The sequence below is a fragment of the Exiguobacterium sp. N5 genome, assembly GCF_025842465.1.
Lineage (GTDB): Bacteria > Bacillota > Bacilli > Exiguobacteriales > Exiguobacteriaceae > Exiguobacterium > Exiguobacterium profundum.
In genome coordinates this window covers 40015-59802 of the sequence record NZ_JAPAEP010000003.1, presented here as the reverse complement: position 1 = coordinate 59802, position 19788 = coordinate 40015, and the positions used below count along the sequence as shown (strand labels likewise).

The 19788-nt window shown below is 49.0% G+C and carries 19 protein-coding genes and 2 riboswitches; of the genes, 4 read left to right on the top strand and 15 right to left on the bottom strand.

From position 1 onward, the window contains the following. The first annotated feature begins 167 nt into the window (after positions 1-167). Entirely contained in the window at positions 168-1793 is a 1626-nt protein-coding gene (locus OKS35_RS12765) for a peptide ABC transporter substrate-binding protein (RefSeq protein WP_159563514.1), read from the top strand. Between the two features lie 347 nt (positions 1794-2140). On the opposite strand, the gene OKS35_RS12760 is transcribed toward OKS35_RS12765, so the two are convergent. From OKS35_RS12760 to ade, 3 genes are all read right to left on the bottom strand, one after another. Beyond that, positions 2141-3733: a Na+/H+ antiporter NhaC family protein gene (locus OKS35_RS12760; protein ID WP_214784705.1), complete on the bottom strand. Its 1593-nt coding sequence runs from the start codon at positions 3731-3733 to the stop codon at positions 2141-2143. Between the two features lie 112 nt (positions 3734-3845). Further along, a riboswitch (Lysine riboswitch) is annotated at positions 3846-4020 on the bottom strand. 57 nt (positions 4021-4077) lie between these two features. Next, positions 4078-4362 (bottom strand): hypothetical protein, encoded by a 285-nt coding sequence (locus OKS35_RS12755; protein WP_015880753.1) that lies wholly within the window; start codon positions 4360-4362, stop codon positions 4078-4080. A gap of 118 nt (positions 4363-4480) precedes the next feature. Further along, complete coding sequence (gene ade / locus OKS35_RS12750; RefSeq protein WP_214784702.1) at positions 4481-6190, bottom strand: adenine deaminase; 1710 nt, start codon at positions 6188-6190, stop codon at positions 4481-4483. 119 nt (positions 6191-6309) lie between these two features. Here ade and OKS35_RS12745 point away from each other — a divergent pair, with 119 nt between their 5' ends. Together OKS35_RS12745 and OKS35_RS12740 are read left to right on the top strand one after the other, a co-directional pair. Beyond that, entirely contained in the window at positions 6310-6846 is a 537-nt protein-coding gene (locus OKS35_RS12745) for a gamma carbonic anhydrase family protein (protein ID WP_074037800.1), read from the top strand. A 109-nt stretch (positions 6847-6955) separates the two neighbouring features. Next, complete coding sequence (locus OKS35_RS12740; RefSeq protein WP_074037801.1) at positions 6956-7141, top strand: hypothetical protein; 186 nt, start codon at positions 6956-6958, stop codon at positions 7139-7141. Between the two features lie 104 nt (positions 7142-7245). Here OKS35_RS12740 and OKS35_RS12735 read toward each other — a convergent pair whose 3' ends face one another. From OKS35_RS12735 to OKS35_RS12685, 11 genes are all read right to left on the bottom strand, one after another. Beyond that, entirely contained in the window at positions 7246-7800 is a 555-nt protein-coding gene (locus tag OKS35_RS12735) for a nitroreductase (protein ID WP_251028335.1), read from the bottom strand. A 93-nt stretch (positions 7801-7893) separates the two neighbouring features. Then, positions 7894-9186 carry a diaminopimelate decarboxylase gene (gene lysA / locus OKS35_RS12730; protein WP_264093197.1) on the bottom strand — a complete coding sequence of 431 codons (1293 nt, stop codon included), beginning with the start codon at positions 9184-9186 and terminating at the stop codon, positions 7894-7896. Continuing rightward, positions 9156-10244: an alanine racemase gene (gene alr / locus OKS35_RS12725; protein ID WP_264093196.1), complete on the bottom strand. Its 1089-nt coding sequence runs from the start codon at positions 10242-10244 to the stop codon at positions 9156-9158. The genes lysA and alr overlap by 31 nt, the downstream gene beginning before the upstream one ends. A gap of 14 nt (positions 10245-10258) precedes the next feature. Beyond that, the gene (locus OKS35_RS12720; protein WP_074037806.1) at positions 10259-11185 is read right to left on the bottom strand and encodes a branched-chain amino acid transaminase; all 927 of its coding nucleotides are present in this window, start codon (positions 11183-11185) and stop codon (positions 10259-10261) included. Positions 11186-11234: 49 nt separating this feature from the next. After that, complete coding sequence (gene dapD / locus OKS35_RS12715; protein ID WP_196431610.1) at positions 11235-11942, bottom strand: 2,3,4,5-tetrahydropyridine-2,6-dicarboxylate N-acetyltransferase; 708 nt, start codon at positions 11940-11942, stop codon at positions 11235-11237. Continuing rightward, on the bottom strand, positions 11920-12669 hold the full coding sequence (gene dapB, locus OKS35_RS12710) for a 4-hydroxy-tetrahydrodipicolinate reductase (protein WP_015880744.1): 750 nt from the start codon (positions 12667-12669) through the stop codon (positions 11920-11922). Before dapB ends, dapD begins: the two co-directional genes overlap by 23 nt. Continuing rightward, positions 12666-13547 carry a 4-hydroxy-tetrahydrodipicolinate synthase gene (gene dapA / locus OKS35_RS12705; protein WP_264093194.1) on the bottom strand — a complete coding sequence of 294 codons (882 nt, stop codon included), beginning with the start codon at positions 13545-13547 and terminating at the stop codon, positions 12666-12668. The genes dapB and dapA overlap by 4 nt, the downstream gene beginning before the upstream one ends. A gap of 12 nt (positions 13548-13559) precedes the next feature. Further along, on the bottom strand, positions 13560-14555 hold the full coding sequence (locus OKS35_RS12700) for an aspartate-semialdehyde dehydrogenase (RefSeq protein ID WP_159563506.1): 996 nt from the start codon (positions 14553-14555) through the stop codon (positions 13560-13562). A 12-nt stretch (positions 14556-14567) separates the two neighbouring features. After that, positions 14568-15767, bottom strand: coding sequence for an aspartate kinase (locus OKS35_RS12695; RefSeq protein ID WP_413603528.1), 1200 nt, complete (start codon positions 15765-15767; stop codon positions 14568-14570). 114 nt (positions 15768-15881) lie between these two features. Beyond that, positions 15882-16061, bottom strand: a riboswitch (Lysine riboswitch). A 77-nt stretch (positions 16062-16138) separates the two neighbouring features. Further along, positions 16139-16567: a GNAT family N-acetyltransferase gene (locus OKS35_RS12690; protein WP_074037812.1), complete on the bottom strand. Its 429-nt coding sequence runs from the start codon at positions 16565-16567 to the stop codon at positions 16139-16141. Beyond that, positions 16561-17721, bottom strand: a complete 1161-nt coding sequence (locus OKS35_RS12685; protein WP_264093192.1) for an alanyl-tRNA editing protein — start codon at positions 17719-17721, stop codon at positions 16561-16563. The genes OKS35_RS12690 and OKS35_RS12685 overlap by 7 nt, the downstream gene beginning before the upstream one ends. Positions 17722-17816: 95 nt before the next feature. On the opposite strand from OKS35_RS12685, the gene OKS35_RS12680 reads away from it, so the two are divergent. Further along, positions 17817-18545, top strand: a complete 729-nt coding sequence (locus OKS35_RS12680; protein ID WP_159563504.1) for a GntR family transcriptional regulator — start codon at positions 17817-17819, stop codon at positions 18543-18545. A 28-nt stretch (positions 18546-18573) separates the two neighbouring features. Here the strand turns inward: OKS35_RS12680 and OKS35_RS12675 are convergent, their stop codons facing one another. Further along, positions 18574-19677: an LCP family protein gene (locus tag OKS35_RS12675; protein WP_074037814.1), complete on the bottom strand. Its 1104-nt coding sequence runs from the start codon at positions 19675-19677 to the stop codon at positions 18574-18576. Positions 19678-19788 lie beyond the last annotated feature (111 nt).

The window sequence follows — 19788 nt, the reverse complement described above, 5'->3', positions numbered from 1 at the left end:
AATCATTCGTTGATTTTTCTATTCTACTTCCTGAAAGGATTGATGAATAGTCATTCTAAATAAGTTTATATTTTCGGATAATTTGAAAAATTCCGTTGCATATTCATGTCAGATGTAGTTTAATTACAACATATTCTAAATTATCAGAATTTTCGGGAGGTTGTATGATGCGTAACAAAAAATGGTTAGCGTTATCGGGGGTCGCATTATTGGCGACGGCTGCTTGTAGCACAGGAGATGACTCATCAAGTTCAGAAGGTTCATCTTCGAGCGATGCGAAAAAAGAAATCACAATGGTATCGGCGACGGACTTGCCGCAGCTCGATCCGACACTGACAACAGACTCGACATCGATCATCGTGACAAACAACGTGTTCGAAGGATTGTATCGTCTAGATGAGAACAACCAACCGACACCGGGGATTGCCGAAGATGTCGAAGTATCTGAGGATGGACTTACATACACGTTCAAGTTACGTGACGCAAACTGGTCAGACGGTTCTCCAATTACAGCTGAAGACTTCGTTTACTCTTGGAAACGTGCCCTCAATCCTGAAACAGGTGCGGAGTATGCCTATATTCTTCAAGACTTGAAAAACGCGAACAAAATCCTTGCGGGTGAAATGTCGCTCGACGACCTCGGCGCAAAAGCGATTGACGAAAAAACGCTTGAAGTACAATTGGAAGCACCAGCTCCTTATTTCTTAGGTTTGACTGGATTCCCAACGTATATGCCGCAAAAACAAGAGTACGTCGAAGAGCAAGGCGAAGAGTTCGCAACATCTGTCGACAAGACACTCTATAACGGACCTTACGTCTTGAGCGAGTGGCAAGACAATGCAGGATGGGTGTACAAGAAGAACCCTGAATATTGGGATGCTGAAAACGTCAAGATGGACACGATCAACGTCAAAGTCGTAAAAGACGTATCGACTGGGGTCAACTTGTTCGAGTCGGGTGAAGCGGACTACACGCTCCTCTCTTCTGAATTCGTTCCGCAATTCGAAGACAGCGACGAGTTCAAAACGCGTGCCGATGCTCGAATCAACTTCCTTCGTTTCAACCAAAAGAACGAAGCGCTCCAAAACGTCAACATCCGTGAAGCACTTGCGAAAGGATTCGACAAACAGAGTGTGACAGATGTCATCTTAACAGATGGATCGCAACCGGCGAACTATATCGTAGCGAAAGACTTCACGTTCACAGAAGACGGAGCTGACTTCCGTGAGAAGTATCCAGACCTCCTCAACTACAACGTAGATGAAGCAAAAGCCGCGTGGGAAAAAGGATTAGAAGAATTAGGTGTTGAAACAATCGAACTCGAGTTCCTCTCACGTGACGAAGAAGCGTTCAAGAAAGTGAACGAGTTCATCAAAGGCGAACTTGAGAAGAACTTGCCTGGTTTGACACTTAACATCAAACAGCAACCGTTCAAAAACTTCCTTGATCTTGAAGGGAAAGGCGAATATGACGTTTCTGCAGCTGGTTGGGGCCCTGACTATCAGGATCCGATGACATACCTCGACATGTGGGTCACAGACGGACCGTTTAACCGTATGGAGTACTCGAATGACGAATACGATCAGTTGATTCAATCTGCGAAGAAAGAAGCCGATCAGATGAAACGTTGGGAAGCAATGCAAGAAGCAGAACGCATCCTTCTCGAAGAAGACTTTGCCATCGCTCCGATTTATCAAAAAGGTGAGGCATACTTAGAGCGTTCAAACATCGAGAACATGTACCGTCACCCGTTCGGTGCCGATGCAAGTTTCAAGTGGCTTGACGTGAAATAATGATTGTAACCTCCTTGATTCCTACATGGACCAGGGAGGTTTTTCTGTCGTGAAAGTCTCTCTATAAAGAGTTTGACACTGCGGTTCACCTTATTAGCTGTCACGATCTGCATCATGAATGTATCTGGATTGGATGACAAGCACATCTACTTCGCCTCCATTTTGGTTGCTCGAGACACCTTGGTTTTCTTTGTACGTCATTCATCTTCATTACCACAGCCTATCACTGTACATCATAGTTCCCTTTTGGTTCATTCTCGGTAAACTACTCGACCGTCTCACTTATGCAGTGACAACCGCACATAAAAAATGACTTCCATCGATTTGATGGAAGTCATTTTCATATATCACGCCTCACGCTTTGCGCGAAGTTCTGCAGGTACTTTCCCACGTTTTGAAATCACTTCTGCGATTCCAACCAATACGATGAACGAAATCAATGCAGCGAAGAATCCGATCCAAATCGACGCTGTAATCCCGAGCACCAAGTAACCAATCGCCGAGATGACCGCTGCAAGAATAGCGTACGGCAATTGTGTCACCACGTGGTCGATATGGTGTGAGCCCGCTCCTGTTGAGCTGAGAATCGTTGTATCTGAGATTGGTGAACAGTGGTCACCGAACACCGCTCCGGCCAATACAGCCGCAAGTGACGCGAGAAGGAGTTCTGGTTCAACGGCCATGATCAAGTCGGCACCGATTGGAAGCATCAAACCAAATGTTCCCCAACTCGTTCCTGTCGAGAATGCCATGATTCCGGCAATCAAGAAGAGAAGGAGTGGCAAGTAAGATGCAGCGATTGTATCTGTCACGAAGCTCGCCAAGTATTCACCAGTCTTCATGTCGCTGATGACCGCAATGATTGTCCAAGCAAACAAGAGAATCAAGACAGCCGGCCACATGGCACGAACGCCTTCCCATGCCGCTTTTCCATAGTCACGTGTTGGGATTTTACGACCAATGAGAAGCAAGAATGCGACAATCAAACTGATGACAACACCCGCAACGAGTGAGCGTGTCACGTCTGTCGATTCGAAGGCTCCAATCAACGAGAAGTCTTGACCGTCAGCCGCGAGCGCTTGACCACCCGTGTAAAGCATCGCTGACACTGTCGCGATGATAAGCGTGATAATTGGTACGATCAAATCACGTACTTTTCCACCTTCGTGCTCGTGTAAATCTTCGCTCATTCCCATCGGCTTTCCTTTTGCCGAATCATACAACTCCCCTTGGAGGGCACGAAGTTCGTGCGTGCGCATCGGTCCGATGGCAAGTCCAGTGAATGCCACATATGCTGTCAAGAGTAGTGCGAAGACGGCATAGAAGTTCATTGGGATGATTTGAATGAATGCAGAGAATGACGAATAGCTGTCAATCGAGTATTTTGCCAAAATACCTGCGATGATGGCGATGATATATGCACCCCAACTTGAAAGCGGGCTGATGACACAGACAGGTGCTGCCGTTGAGTCAATCATGTAAGCCAACTTTGCACGTGAGATGTTTTTACGGTCTGTGAGTGGACGACTGATGTTTCCGACCGCCAAGCTATTGAAGTAGTCATCGATAAAAATCAAAATACCAAGTCCGAATGAGACGAGACGTGCACCGCGTGCTGTCTTGACGTTCGCCGCAGCCCATTCACCAAATGCGCGTGCGCCACCTGACGTTTGAATGATTGACGATAAAATCCCGAGAAGGAGCAAGAACGCAATCAACAAGACGTTCCATTCGTTGATGGCTCCATCCGCCCAGAATAAAGCGATGATGTTCGACCACAAGTATTGAATCGAATCAATTGGATTGAAGTTATGCAAGAGAAGGACTCCTGCGATAATCCCGACACCGAGTGATGGGATGACCTTTCGTGTTGTGATTGCCATAATAATTGCAAGTAATGCCGGTACGAGTGAGAGTACCGATGTTGAATAATCTACCATGCTGAATTCCTCCTTTTTTATTAGGATGAGGCCCCCCTATGCTTAAAAAAACGCAAAGCGAGGGCATCGGCAACAAAGCCGACACCCTCGCTGGATGTTCCGTCTTTCTTAGCCGACTTGGAGCGCTCCATACGTAAATATGTATGGCAGTCCGACGGGTATTTCCCGTCAGCCCAGCACAACCCCACGGACATGGTGTTGCACTTCGGCGATCCTGCCTTTTTGTAGTCCTCATCGTTGTCATCCTCCGACTACTTACTCATCAGCATCGCACCTCTACCTCATCGATAGCACGAATATTCATTTAAAGTTACGTCTAAATTATCACAGGTTGGTGTCACATATCAATAGTTTTTTTCATCACGAATGATTCGCTTCAAGACAGCGAGTGCTTCTTGGTCATTCGTTTCCACCGCTTTAAAGAAATCGTTGAAGAAGTGATACAACACGAATCGGTCAGCGTGAGACTTCGTCTGTTCTTTAATCGTAGAGAAAATAAGTCGTCGTAAACGACGTTTTGTCTGTGTTTCTTCTGGTAGTTCTTCGCATCGGTCCTTGAAAGCACGATATACAGAATTGATCAATTCCTCATGTTCATCATACGACCGATTGTAAGCAACTTGTTCCATCTGTAATATCCCCCCTTTCAATGTTGACCCGATGAAACTTGACGTAACTATACCAACTTCCCGTCACGCATTCAATCGTTATCGGCGGTTCTTAACAAAAATCATACGTTAGACCGAGTCAAGCGTTGATGAATGAGAACGTGGTCACGTCGAACAATCCCATATCGGTCAATTTCAAGTCAGGAATGACCGGTAAGGCGAGGAAGGACATCGTCAAATACGGATTGAAATGACGATGGGCTCCCACGACATCTAGCGCATCATTGAGCTGTTCCAGAATCTCTGCCACTTCACGATATGGTCGCTTCGTCATCAGTCCACCAATCTCGAGCGGAAGGACGGCAAGCACTTCTCCTTCCGATACGGCGACGACCCCTCCCCCTACTTTTTCAAGAGTTCTCGCCGCGAGCAACATGTCTTCCGGGCTGACCCCGGCGACGACCAAGTTATGGCTGTCATGGGCAACCGTGGCTGCTAGGGCACCTCGTTTCAAGCCGAATCCCGTTACCGGGGCAAGAGCCATATGGCCTGTCCCATGATGGCGTTCGATGACGGCAAGCGTCGCGATATCCTGCGATAAATCTACGCCTGATGCGTCTGGTTGGAACGTGAGACGCTGTCGTTTCGTCAACAAGCTGTTCGGAAGCACTTGAATGACATCGATTTCTTCTTCACTTGCGGCAAGTCGGAACGACTCGGCGGTCAATTCGGGTAAAGCGAGCTCACCTTTCATCGGTTTTGGCACTTCAATCCCTTCCGATTCAAACGTCGCATTCCCCTTCTCCGCAACGAGCGTACCATTCACATAGACTTGTTCGATTTTTACCGATTCGACGTCTGACAAGATAACGAAGTTCGCCTTCTTACCAGGTGCAATGGCCCCGACCTCTTTTAATCCATAGGCCTCTGCGGCATGTAGACTTGCGATGGCATAGGCCGTTTCCGGCTTAACCCCTTGCTTGATGGCGGTACGGATGTTGTAGTCGATTCCACCTTCCGCGACCAAGTCATCCAAATGCTTATCATCCGTACAGAAAAGGAAGCGGTGGGCATTGCTTTCCGTAACGGCTAGGCTCACCTTCTCCACGTTTCGAGCAACGGACCCTTCCCGAATTTGAACGTAGAATCCACGTCGCACTCGTTCAATCGCCTCTTCCGCAGTCGTACATTCATGATCCGTCATGATTCCTGCAGAACGATAGACGTTCAATTGGTCTGGGCCAAGTCCCGATGCGTGTCCGTCGACCACTTTACCCGCTTGTTCCGTCTGCGCGATCTTTTGAAGCATGTCTTCACTTCCAGCTTCAACTGATGGATAGTCCATGACTTCACCTAGGCCATGCACCCCTGGATCTCCTAAAAACGGTACCAAATCTTCTGCATACAGTTTTGCGCCCGCATGTTCGAACGGTGTCGCTGGTACACAACTCGGAAGCATCATCCGAACGTCGAGTGGAAGACCTTTCGCATCTGCTAACATGTACTCAATCCCGAGTGCTCCGTTCACATTCGCAATCTCATGAGGGTCAGCAATCACCGTTGTGACACCAAGTGGTAAGACTGCTTTCGCAAATTCATGCGGGGGGACCATCGATGACTCGATATGGACGTGCGAATCGATAAAGGACGGTGCAAGCGTCCACGTCGGATCGTGATACTCGACCTCTCCATCGTACCCTTCCCCAATAGCCACGATATATCCTGCGTCGATGGCGACGTCTGTACGAATCGTCTCACGACTGTACACGTCAATCACTGCGACGTCTTTAAAGACGACGGCCGCTTTCTTTTTCTTTGCGGCGATGTCAATCAAATGTTGTTTCTCCATCTCTCGATCTCCTTATTCAATGTATTTTAACTATCTTACCAAGAATATTCTTTTCGTTGCAATTTCTTTTTCAAGTTGTGCGACAATGATAACATATCTTTCTGAAAGGGGTTACAACGATGCAATACAAATTAGGAGAGTTGACACCAAAAGTCGATCCGACGACTTATCTTGCACCAGGGGCACACGTGATTGGAGACGTGACCATCGGTGCTCACTCGGGAGTATGGTTCAATACCGTCATCCGTGGAGACGAAGGACCCATTCAAATCGGTTCATACGTCAACATTCAGGATGGTTCGATGATTCATCAATATGAAGGCTCACCGACAATCATTCATGATCGCGTCTCGATTGGCCATATGGCGATGATTCACGGCTGTGAGATTGAAGAAGATTGCTTGATTGGCATGCACGCTACCGTACTCGATGGGGCGAAGATTGGAAAAGGGTCCTTTGTCGCTGCCGGTGCGCTCGTCACACCAAACATGCAGATTCCTGAAGGGGTGATGGTCATGGGCGTCCCAGCAAAAGTCGTTCGTCCATTAAACGATGAAGATCGTTTTATCATGGAGAGAACGGTAAAGAAATATGCCAAGCGTGCCGAACAATATAAGCAGTCATGCGTTCCAGTTCGCGAAATCCAACAATTGTGAAAGCGTTTACAAGATTCATAAAATGTTAACGTTTCTCTCGAATTTTCTACATAGTTCCTTTGTATACTGAAGTTGTAGCCAAGCTGATGTATTGAAAGGAGCCCACTCTATGTATCCGAACCATGATCAACTCATGCTAGACCTGTATGCCTCGTCCATCAATCCAAGTTATGGCCTTCATATCGATGATTCATTCGATGATGCCCTTCATGGCGCACATCGAGAGGTTTGGGAACGTATGCATTTGGATAATAGTAGAGAAGAAGATTCTAAAAATGGAGGAACGACTGGATGATTCCAACGACTGTGATTCAAGATTGGCTCGCAACAAAATTAAAGCGATAACTGACCGATATATAGAGCAAGCGAGCGAAGGGATTCCCCATCGCTCGCTTTTTATTATTCAAACATGATGAGATGCGAATCAATCGGTTGTCGCGCTTTCGGTGTAGGGATATCTTCTGTGTCATATTTCCCGATTTGCAGGAGACCAATAAACGTCTCCCCTTCCGCCCCAATCATTTCCTTCAACCGTGCATCATCAAACAGTCCACCCGTCCGCCAGACCATTCCGATCTCACGTTCACTTAAGAGCAGCTGAACATTTTGAATGAATGTCGCCGTCGCGAGTAACGCGTCACGATTCCCTTTGTCCGTTTCAAAATGTTTTGCCGTCACATACATACAGGTTGCCGCATTTAAAATCCGTCCCGTCACCTTTTCGCGTTGCCCTTCTGACGCCTCCGAGAAGGCTGGTTCGAGCGCATCGAGTAACACTTGCTTCCCATCCCCATTGAACACATACACGTTCCATGGTTCGACTTTATTGTGAAATGGTGCATGATGTGCCGATTGCAACACTTCATAGAGCACTTTCGTATCGATTGGTGCTTCTTTGAACATACGGACCGTACGTCTTTCTTCAATTAGCTTTTGTGCTGCTGTCTTTGTCATGACCGTCACTTCCCCTTTTTTTCTCTTCTCTATCATAATTGAAAAACGTTCTCATTTCAAAATCAAAAAAAGACTACAGATTGCTCTGCAGTCTTACGTTGATTGTCCAATGACCTCACATGCCACCAAGTCTTCAAACGTTTGGCGACGAACGACAAGTCGATGTGCCCCGTCCTTCACGAAGACAACAGCTGGACGAAGCATCTGGTTATAGTTGCTCGCCATGGAGAAATTGTACGCTCCTGTTGCTTTGACAAGTAATAAATCACCTGGTGTGACAGGGGGGATCAATGAGCGGTTCGAGATGATGTCTCCCGACTCACAGCACGCTCCGACTATTTTTGCCTCGAGCGTCTTCTCTTCATTCATCCGAGTCGCTGCCACGACCTCATACTCCGCGTCATACAATGCCGGACGGATATTGTCCGTCATCCCGCCATCGACAGACACGAATGTACGAACGCCACTCACTTCTTTGACGGTCCCCACCTCATAAAGCGTGGCACCCGCATTGGCGACGAGCCAACGTCCCGGCTCAATCCCGATTTTCGGAAGTGGCAATTCACGTGCCTCGACCTCCTCGACCAACGTCTCCATCACTTGCTCCATCGTCTGGGCAAAATCGAGATATTCGTCTTCATCCAAGTAAGCGACGCCGAATCCCCCACCGATGTTCAAGACGTCCGTCGTATAGCCGGTTTCCTGACGAATCGTATCCATGAAGCGCACCATCGTCTTCACCGTGTTGATGAAGAGGGTCGGATCTTGAATTTGAGAACCGACGTGACAATGGATTCCCTTCAACTGTAAGTGCTCGGCTTCTAACGTTGCACGAATCGCGTCTAAATACGTGTCGTCATGCGTCGGGAAACCGAATTTTGTATCAACCCCACCCGTTTGAATCGCCGCATGGGCACCCCCGACAACTTGAGGCACAATGCGGAGAAGCACATCGACTTCGTGATTGTATTCAGCCGCAAGTCCTGACAAGAGGCTGATCTCCCGCATATTGTCGATGGTAAAGTGTGTAATCCCCTGTTCGAGAGCATACGTGATGTCAAGAATCGTCTTGTTCGATCCATGAACGTGAATGCGCTCCGCCGGTACACCGGCATGCAGTGCCACGTACATCTCACCCCTTGAGACGACATCGACACTTAACCCTGCGGCCATCACTTTTTCATAAACGGCCGCAATCGATAATGCTTTTGACGCGTATAACGCATACGTGTTCGGATACTTATCTAGAAACGCATTCTGGACAATTCTAAGGCGACGCTCTAGTTCTGGCTCACTCATGATGTATAAAGGTGTCCCGTACGTCGCTTGAAGTTCACGGACGGACACGCCTTCGATCAAACATTCTGATTGATTGGTGGTGTACATACAATTCCTCCTTCAAAGCGGTGTGGGACACGCCACGAACGGGCACAGAGCTGTTCTGAGTTGTTGGCATAGCCAACACGTGTCACGTCATCGATTTTCGTCTCGATGCCATATAATGTGACGCGGTCGCCGATTTGTACGTCTTCGTCGACTTTGATGAAGCTATGGCTCATAAAGATGTTACTGATGAACGGGTATGCTTTCCCCTCGATGTGAACAGGCAAGTGACGTCTCGCCCGCATCAATCCATCCCCATATCCGACAGGTAAGACAGCAATCCGTTCTTTCGATTCCGCGGTATATCCCGTTCCATACCCGACATGAGCCCCCGCTTCGATGTCGTGGACGGCAACCACTTCTGTCTCCCAATAAAACGCAGGTACGAGCCACTCAACCGGCTCAACCGATGAATAACCGTATAAGAAAATACCGACACGCACATGTGTGCAATGGTGCAAGCGCGAGTCGTCTTGAAGCGTGGCCGCACTATTTGCCGCATGGATCAGTTCAAACGTATGACGTTCCATCAAACGTGTCGACCAGTCGGCAAAGCGTTCGACTTGGACGCTATGCTCGACTTCGGCATTGTCCGCATCCGCGAGCGGAAAATGTGTACATAGTCCGACAAGGTTCAATCCTTCATTTTGGCAGAAGGCGACGATCTGTAGCGCTTTTTCAAACGTTTTGGCACCGAATCGGTTCATGCCGACGTCCAATTTCAAATGAAGGCGAACGCCATCGAGATGCTCACGCTGTGAAACGAGCCATTCATACGAGCCGATTGCGACGTCAAATTCATGGGTATGCACGTGTTCCCACGTGTATATCGGATTCATGACGAGGACGCGAGCCGACTCTGCATGCGCTCGCACTTCAATCGCTTCTTCTAACGTGGTCACCATGAAGTGACGGACTCCTTCATCATACAAAGTCGTCACAACTGGCTCCATTCCTAGGTTATAGGCATTGTTTTTCACGACCGCAAACACGGGGCGCCCGAGCGCTTCAATCCGGCGTTTGTTTTCGCGAATCGCATTTAAGTCAATTGTGACTCCCATCGTGCAAAACTCCTTTACTCTGTTACTGCTGATTTCACGAACGTGATCCAATCGCGGTGTTCCGGAAGCTGTCCTGTTACGGCTTCACGATAGCGTGTCAACATTTCTGTCGCAACCGTCTGGACACCTCCACCAATCGAGATATGGTCGACCTCGATGACGCTCGTCACCTCGGCTGCCGTTCCCGTTAAGAAGATTTCATCAGCCACATAGAGCTCATCGCGTCCGATATGGCGCTCGACGATTTCATAACCGGCCTCGCGAGCCAATTGCATCACCGTTTGACGTGTGATGCCATCGAGTACAGAACAGTCAAGGGACGGTGTCGTAATCGTTTTTCCTTTCACGAGGAAGATGTTCGCGACACTCGCCTCACTGACGTTTCCGTTCATATCAAGGGCAATCGCTTCGTCGAATCCGTCACGGAGCGCCTCTCCTTTTAATAGCTGTGAGTTCATATAGTTCGATGCCGCTTTCGCTTGCATTGGCATCATTGTAGAAGACACGCGGCGATACGAGGCCACTTTCGCTCGAATCCCGACCGTCTTGTTGAAGTATTCACCGAGCGGCCAACACGAGATGGCAACATGTACCTTCGTCTCAGCAGTCGGCATAAGTGCCTGCCATGGTGTTCCAAGGAAGACGAACGGACGGATGTAGCATGCTTCAAATCCGTTTCGCTCAATCAATTCCATCGTGGCTTGTTCGAGTTCATCTACCGTATACGGTAGCGTGACGTGGTAGTATGCACACGAGCGAACAAGTCGCTCCAAGTGTTCACGTAATCGGAAGATAGCAGGACCTTCCTCCGTGTGATACGCGCGAATCCCTTCAAAGAACCCGCTTCCGTAATGAATCGCGTGTGTCATGATACTCGTGTTTGCGTCAGTCGGCTCAATCCAAGCCCCGTCTTTCCACATCCATTGTCCATACTGTTCCATAATGCAACTCTCCCATTCCTCATTTTTTATATTTTCTGTCTATTATACGTTAGAGAGAGCGTAAGTCATCAACAAGTTGCGTTTTTTCAGAAGTTTTTTCATCTTTCTGTTTGATGATTCGTGCCGGTGTTCCCGCAACGACAACACCTGGAGGGACGTCTTGTGTGACGACACTTCCTGCCGCGACAACTGCGTTTTCACCGACGCGAACGCCCTCTAAGATGACTGCGTTCGCCCCAATCATGACACCATCCTCGATGATGACCGGATCTTTTGAAGGTGGCTCAAGAACCCCTGCGACCACGGCACCTGCGCCAAGGTGAACGTTCTTCCCGAGCGTTCCGCGTGCTCCGATGACAGCGTTCATATCGACCATCGAACCATCTCCGATGACAGCTCCGATGTTGACGACAGCTCCCATCATGACGACCGCGTTGTTGCCGATTTGAACGTGATCTCGGATGAACGAGCCTGGTTCAATTCGGGCATTGAGTTGTGTCGTATCGAGCATCGGTACAGCACTGTTGCGACGGTCGTATTCAAGATGAGAATCTGTGATGACCGATGCATTGGCTTCTAAGAATGCCGCAGCGCGTTCTGCCGTCGTCAAAAACAGTTTCGACTCATCCGTTCCGAATGCTTTCGCTTCCTCGATTTCAAGACCCGCCAATTGACCGTTGACGTAAAGCTTAACTGGTGTTTCCTTCTTAGCATCTTTAATATATTGTGCGATTTCATAAGCGTTTGTGAGTAACATGAGTAGCCTCCTCGTATAAGTTCGATAGATTATAAAGTCCTGCCGGGCGATCGATGATCGTTGCCGCAGCGGCAAGGGCCCCGTTTGCAAAGACGCGTTTCGATAACGCGGTATGTTTCAGTTCAATCATTTCATCATCTCCGGCGAAGAGCACGGTATGCTCACCGAAAATCGTGCCACCCCGAATGGAATGCATTCCTAACTCTTCAGCTCCACGCGCTTCCCGACGTGACGTTCGTTCGTAAATCGGTGTCACGTCACGCTTCGCTTCGATGGCACGTGCCAATAATTCTGCCGTCCCGCTTGGTGCGTCCACTTTCTTCCGATGGTGTGCCTCAATCACTTCAATATCATATCCGAGAGTGAGTGGGACGAGTTGGTCGAGCAACTGTTTCAACAGTGCAATCCCATATGAGGTGTTATAAGACTGAAAGATTGGGATCTCTTGTGAAGCCGTCTCGATCTCGGCCAATTCTTCCGGTGTGAAGCCCGTCGTCGCAATGACGAGCGGAATATTGCGCTCCCGTCCGAACGCGAGTAAATCAGGGAGTAACGCCGGGTTCGAAAAGTCGATCACGACATCGACGGGTACGTCCACCTCATTCAGAGTCGCCGTGTGCTCGTCACTTCCCGGTGAGACGATTGCCGTTACGTTTACACCTTGCGCATGAGCGACCTCTTCGACAATGCGTCCCATTGCGCCAAAACCATGGATGAGAACATTCATTGTCTCACCTCATTGAATTGTTCCATCGCCGATAGTAATTTCGCCTCAGCCGTCGCGCTCATTGGAACGAGCGGCAGACGTGGCGCACCGACTTCAAATCCTCGCGCTTGAAGCGCTGCCTTCACCGGAATCGGATTCACTTCTGCGAAAAGTTCATCGATGACTGGGAGTAAACGAATTTGCCACGTACGTGCTGTCTGCAAATCACCCGCCAATAGGGCGTCTGCCAACGCGACCGTCGCTCCCGGATAGACGTTTGATAAAACGGAGACGACCCCTTGTGCGCCCCAAGCCATGTACGGCAAGATTTGATCGTCATTTCCACAGTAAACGGTGAACCCTTCCGGAATATGGGCCATCATCTGCGCCATGACCGAGATATCCCCACTCGCTTCTTTCAAGGCCGTGATGCGCGGATGTTCCGCGAGCTCACCGACCGTTTCCGGTGCCAAGGCGACACCCGTCCGTGACGGAACATTGTAGAGCATGAGCGGAATCGGTGACGCATCCGCAATCGCAGTAAAGTGAGCAATCAGCCCGACCTGTGTCGACTTGTTATAGTACGGTGTGACGACCATCGCCATCTCCGCACCAAGTTCGGCGGCCCGTTTCGTTTTCTCAATACTGACTGCTGTATTGTTCGAACCGGTCCCCGCGATGATCACGGCTCGACCGTTTGCGACCTCCACCGCTCGAACGAGCAATGTCTCAAACTCGTCATCAGTGATTGTCATCCCTTCGCCGGTCGTCCCACCGATGACGAGACCCATCACACCTTCTTGGATTTGGTCTTCAATTAATGCCGCCCATGCTTCTAGATTCAACTGCCCATTTTCTTGAAATGGGGTAGCTAGTGCTGTCGCCACTCCTGTGAACATGTCATCTCCTCCTTATTTCGTCGCTGTTTGACTAATCATACATTGTGCGATTTGAACGGCATTCGCTGCCGCCCCTTTTCGGACGTTATCTGCAACGCACCAAAGATGGAACGTATTGGGTTGTGAATCGTCTCGGCGAATTCGTCCGACATACACCTCATCCGTCCCGTTCGCATCGAGCGGTGTCGGATATGTCAATTCGGATGGATTGTCCATTAACACGACCCCTGGTGCATCGGCGAGGACTGCTTTCAGTTCTGCGACCGTCGCATCTCGCTCGAGCGACACCGTGATTGAGACCGCATGACTGTTTCGCACCGGCACCCGGACACAAGTGGCCGTCACCCCGAGGTTTGGCGCATTTAAAATCTTACGTGTCTCATCCATCATCTTCTGTTCTTCTTTCGTGTAGCCATTTTCTTGAAACACATCGATGTGCGGCAACACGTTATCATAAATCGGATACGGATAATTCGTCGGTTCCTCTCCGCGCGCACCGCGCTCGAGGTCATCGATCCCTTTTTGACCCGATCCCGATACCGCTTGATAAGATGTATAGGCGACGCGTGTCAGTCCGTATACTTCCGCTAGAGGCGCGAGCGCCACGACCGATTGAATCGTGGAACAGTTCGGGTTCGCGATGAGCGTTCTCTCCGGACTGAGTTCGACTCGGTTCACTTCCGGTACGATGAGTGGAATTCCTTCTTGCATTCGGAATGCACTTGAATTATCGATGACAATGACTCCTTGCTCACTCAACCGAGGGGCATATTGTTCACTGATGCTCCCACCTGCAGAGAAGAGTGCGATATCGATTGGGTCCGCATAAATCGCATCGGTCAATTCACGAATCACGATCGATTGCCCATTCACCTCGACCGTCTTTCCTGCCGAGCGGGCTGAAGCATAGAGTCTCAACTCGCTGATTGGAAATTCATATTCTGTTAAGACGTCAATCATTTTTTGTCCGACGGCACCTGTCGCACCGACGACTGCTACGTTATACATTATGCTACCCCCTTATAAGTGGAACCGGGCCGCAATGGCTGCGACTGCCGCTTCTACGTCTTGTTCTTGAATCGTATAGGAAATACTGATTTCAGACGTCGTGACTTGATAGAATGGAATCCCCATCTCTCGGAATGTCGCGAAGAGCTCTGATGCGACCCCTGTCGCGTCTCGCATACCGATTCCGACGACAGAAATTTTTGCATGTTCCGTGTGACGATCGATTTTGATTTGAGGCAAGGTCGCTGTCAACTCCGCGAGCGCCTCTTCTAAAAACGCCTCTTCATCGAGCGGACATGTGAACGAGAGAAACACTTCGCCGTCGAATGCCGTCTGTGAAATCATATCGATGTTGACGTGTCGCTCTGACAATCGTTCAAAAATGTCTGCGACTCCCTCCGCCGTATGCGGAATATGTTTGATTGAGACACTGAGTACGTTCTTGACGACACTCACACTCGTGACTGCTTTCTGTTCCATCGCTTGCGTCGTATCCATGATCCATGTTCCTCCTTCGCTCGAAAGCGTCTTCCCAACAAAAATATTGACGTCATATTTCTTTGCGAGCTCCACGCTTCGCATCTCCATCACTTTTGAACCGAGTGCACTCATCTCCATCATCTCGTCATAGGAGACCGTATCAAGCCGTTTCGCCGTCGGATGGATTCGTGGGTCCGTCGTATATACACCCGCGACGTCCGTATAAATTTCACAACGCTGACTGAGGACGGCCGCCAGTGCGACGGCTGTCGTGTCCGAACCGCCACGCCCAAGGGTCGTGACGTCTCCCGCTTCATTCACGCCTTGGAATCCGGCGACAATCAGGACGTCGTATTGACGCAACTTCTCGTGTAATACTTCTTTCCGAATCGCTTTGATTTTGCTCTTCGTATGAATTCCCATCGTATCGATCCCGGCTTGCTGTCCCGTTAATGAGATTGCCGGTACGCCTCGCGAGTTCAAGGCGATACTGAGTAGGCTGATGGTCTGTTCTTCTCCAACGGCGAGTAGCCGGTCGAGTTCGCGAATCATCGGGCGATCCGTGATTTGTTTGGCGAGCGACAAGAGCGAATCTGTCGTTTTGCCCATCGCCGATACGACGACGACCAATTTTTCACCGGTCGCCACACGTGTCTGTAAATAGTCCGAAATGGCTTGTATTTGTTCGATTGTGGCAACGGAGCTGCCACCAAATTTCAGTACGGTTGTCATCAAGTTCCCCACTTTCAAGATGTCCACCAACAGAAAAAGCGGCAGACCGGTAGGAAGCACTCTCCCTACGGTCTGCCGCTTGTACGCGCAGTTGAAAAACGATTAAAGAATCGTTCCGTAGATAGCGCTCCATGGTAGTTGACCATGGCAGTGTAGGCGTTATTCACGACTACCCCAGCCTTCATTCACACGCACGTGAACGTCGACTTCGGCGAATTTCCCCTTTCGGCTCGGTCCGGAGTGCGTCCGTTTCAACCAAGCTTACTCATGTCATTCGCAACCTCTATCTGTCAGTTGTTAGTATTAGTTATAACAAAACGAAATCTTCTTGCCAACCTTTTTTTAGAAAAATGGGATATTTCAAAAAAGGATTACCATGTTTTTCGCATCATGCGGTGCGGGATATTGGCATCCAAAAACTCATCTCCGAACGCCTCGTACCCGAGCTTTTCATAAAACGGAAGCGCCGTCAGTTGTGCACCCAATCGTAGTTCAACCAACCCTTGACGTTTCGCGACACGTTCAACTTCAATCATAATGTCTTTCCCATATCCATGACCCCGGGCCGATTGAATCGTCGCCACTCGCTCCACTTTTCCGACAGTCGAGTCGACTGGACGAAGACGCGCTGTCGTCACAGGTTCGGAGTCAAGGAGCCCGACCACATGTGTACACATATCGTCTAAATCATCGTATTCTAAACTCGCATCGATTCCTTGTTCCTGAACGAATACGATCTCCCGCACTTGTTTGGCCTGTTCAATCAACGCTGCTTCGTTTCCCGATTGAATGATCAACATGGTAAAACTCCTTCCTGCAATCGTTTCACGATTTCTTCGATTCCCTTTTCTAGTTCCGCTACGGATGTGAAACGCGCTTGGGCCTGCTTATGGCTTCCACCGCCACGACCGATTTTCATCTCTTGGAGCGCCGCTTTCAAGAATGTGCCGACGGCGATATCCTGTGTCCCGTCATGCATAACGAACAATTTCTGCGTTCCATAGTTGGCGCCAACGGCAATTCGCCCTGTTGCTGCGATTCGTTCGATGATGGCGGTCGTCAACGTTTCCGTTTCTGTTCTCCCGACATGTAAAGCCACATAGTTATCTTCTTTCAACACGGCCTCCACTTTCGCTTTGGCAATCCGTTCTTCGAGCGTTTTGATTTCTTTTTCACGTTCCAAACGAATCGTATGTTCTTCGATTACACGGGCTGCCACGGATTCATTCGTTGTCGAGAATGTATGGTGAATCGTCCGCAACGCTGCTCGCGCTTGTTGAGTCGCCTTGATCGCTCGATTTCCCGCCACATACGTCAAGCGGAGATTCCCCCTCACTTTCTTCATCGCCGTCACATGGATGGTACCGAGTTGTCCCGTTGTCTCCACATGAGTGCCACCACATGCATTGTAATCTAGACCTTCGATTTCGACGATGCGAATCATCCCCGTTCGGTCCGTCTCTTTCCGTAAGCGCGCCCGGTCTACTTCTTCTTTTGGGATTTCATAGACACGAATCGGACGGTTTTCAAAGATGAGTTGTTGCATCTCTTGTTCAAGTGCCTCAACGTGCGCCCAGTCCATCGTTGCCGTTTCAATCTCAATAGATGAATCGGCCTCTCCGATTCCAAAGCTGAGCGTCCGAATGCCATGACGGTCTTCCAAAATCGCCGTTATCACATGTTGAGCAGTATGCTGGATGGAATGATCCCGTCTGACGTCTTCATCGATTCGAACCTCTATCGTCGTGCCCGTAGGTAATGCTTCTGACAAGAGATGCCATACTTCCCCGTCCTTGATTTGTACGTCCAGTACAGGATGCGTCCCAATCCATCCACGGTCAGCCGGTTGTCCTCCACCTTCCGCATAAAACGGGCTGTTCTCGAGTGTGTGCCAATGACCTTTGCCATCTTCCTTTATTGAGGTCACGACTGTACTTGCTGTATATGGTTCCATCTTGTCCTCCACCTTCTCTCTATAATCTGTTCAGACAACTAGTTTAATTTCGTCTATAATGAAACATACATCTTTTCAGTCAGGAGCGAAATGATATGTTAGAAATCGATAAACAATCTCCGTTACCTATTTATTATCAAATTGAAGCGTACTTAAAGCAACAAATTGATGACGGATTGTTAAAACCAGGAGACACCTTGCCTTCAGAGCGTGAATTTTCCGAGCAATTTCACGTCAGTCGGATGACGATTCGTCAAGCCATCATGAACCTCGTCAACGCCGGTTACTTGAGCCGTCAAAAAGGAAGAGGCACGTTCGTCGCGAGTCAGAAGATTGCGATGACGTTATCGGGACTGACGAGTTTTTCCGAGGAAATCAAACATCGAGGCATGCGACCGCTCAGCCGTCTCTTGTCATACGAGGTCATTCCGGCAACGGATCGCATCGCGCAGCAACTGAGCATCCCAAATCAAACACCGGTTTATGAAATGAAACGGCTACGACTCGCCGATGATCACCCACTTGCGCTCGAAACCGCCTATATTCCCGTTCATTTATTGCCTGACCTGACGCAAGATGACGCGACGGGATCGATTTATGCTTATGCCGAACAGCATGGCTTACGCCTGAAAAATGCAACACAAACACTCGAAGCCCGGAGCGCCGGTCCAGAAGAAGCCAAGCTCCTCACCATTTCTCCGAACGCACCGGTATTGCTGATTGACCAGCGAACTTATCTCGAGAACGGTGACATGTTCGAGTATAGTCGTTCACTCTTTCGCGGAGATTCATACTCCTTGACCGTCGCCATGGACCGCATATAAAAAAAGTTTGCCCGAGGGCAAACTTTTTTTATTGAGCTTCGTACGTTACCCCGCTCGGGTCTAACGTATACGACTCGAGTTCTGTATCGGACATCGGCTCGACACGATTACCGGCATCCGCTTGTTGTACACGATAGCGTACTTCTTCAAGAAGCGGTTCGTTCAAGAAATAGTAGAAGTGTCCGTCATCTGCCCGGGCACCTTCTCCAGTCAATTGATATTGCACCGTATTGTGAAGTGCGCCAACATCTTCAATTAAACGCATATAGTCATTCGGTCCAAGTGTCGTCTGCATGTTGTCGCCGACGGCTTTCAAGACCTTGTCGTAATTGTTTAGGAGTGAAGTGCCGAGTGATTGTTCGAGCACGGCATTGATGACTTCCATCTGGCGTTGTCCACGACCGATGTCCCCACGTGGGTCATCGTATCGATTTCGAACGTAGGCAAGTGCCTCTTCACCAGAAAGCTGTTGAAGTCCTTGTTCGATTTGAACTGTCTCACGTGACGCATCGTAACTGTTTTGTTGTGATGAGAACGGAACATCAATCTCAACGCCACCTACAGCATCAATGAAATCAACGAACCCTTGGAAGTTGAGCGAGACGACATGGTCGATTTCAACACCGACTAAATCTTCGATCGTGTTCGTCGCCATCCGCATCCCGTTGTTTGGATTCGATTCATCCATCGAACCAAAGTAGTAAGCGTGTGTGATCTTATCTTGGTCAAGTCCCGTCTTGCCATAAGGAATGTTATATCCCGTGTAGTCAATATTGACATACGAGTCACGCGGGATACTGAGCATCGTCGTCTGCTTTTCTTTCTTGTTTAAAATGACGACAATCATAACGTCCGATCGTCCAAACTCGCCACGCGCTTTCTTCTGTGGCGAAAGGTCTGTCCCTAAAACCAAGAACGTCTCCGTATCTTCTTTATCATAACGAGTCGGCTCAACCGTCGGGTCATCCTCTAATGTGACTTGGGTGCCTGACAACATATTGTGGGCTTTGTAAAACGCTGTACCGTAAATGCTAGATCCAGCAATAATCGCAATCAGCACGAGGGCACTAAATATCTTATAAAACGCAGACGGACCTGTGCGCTGTCTGCGAGCATGTGTTCTAGAATTCATATCGGTCTCCTTCGAGTCAAAATAATGAGCTTCACTCATTATAGAGGAAAGCGAGAAATTTGTCGAAAACGTTTTGATGACAAATTCATTTCTTTACATTTTCCCATAGTT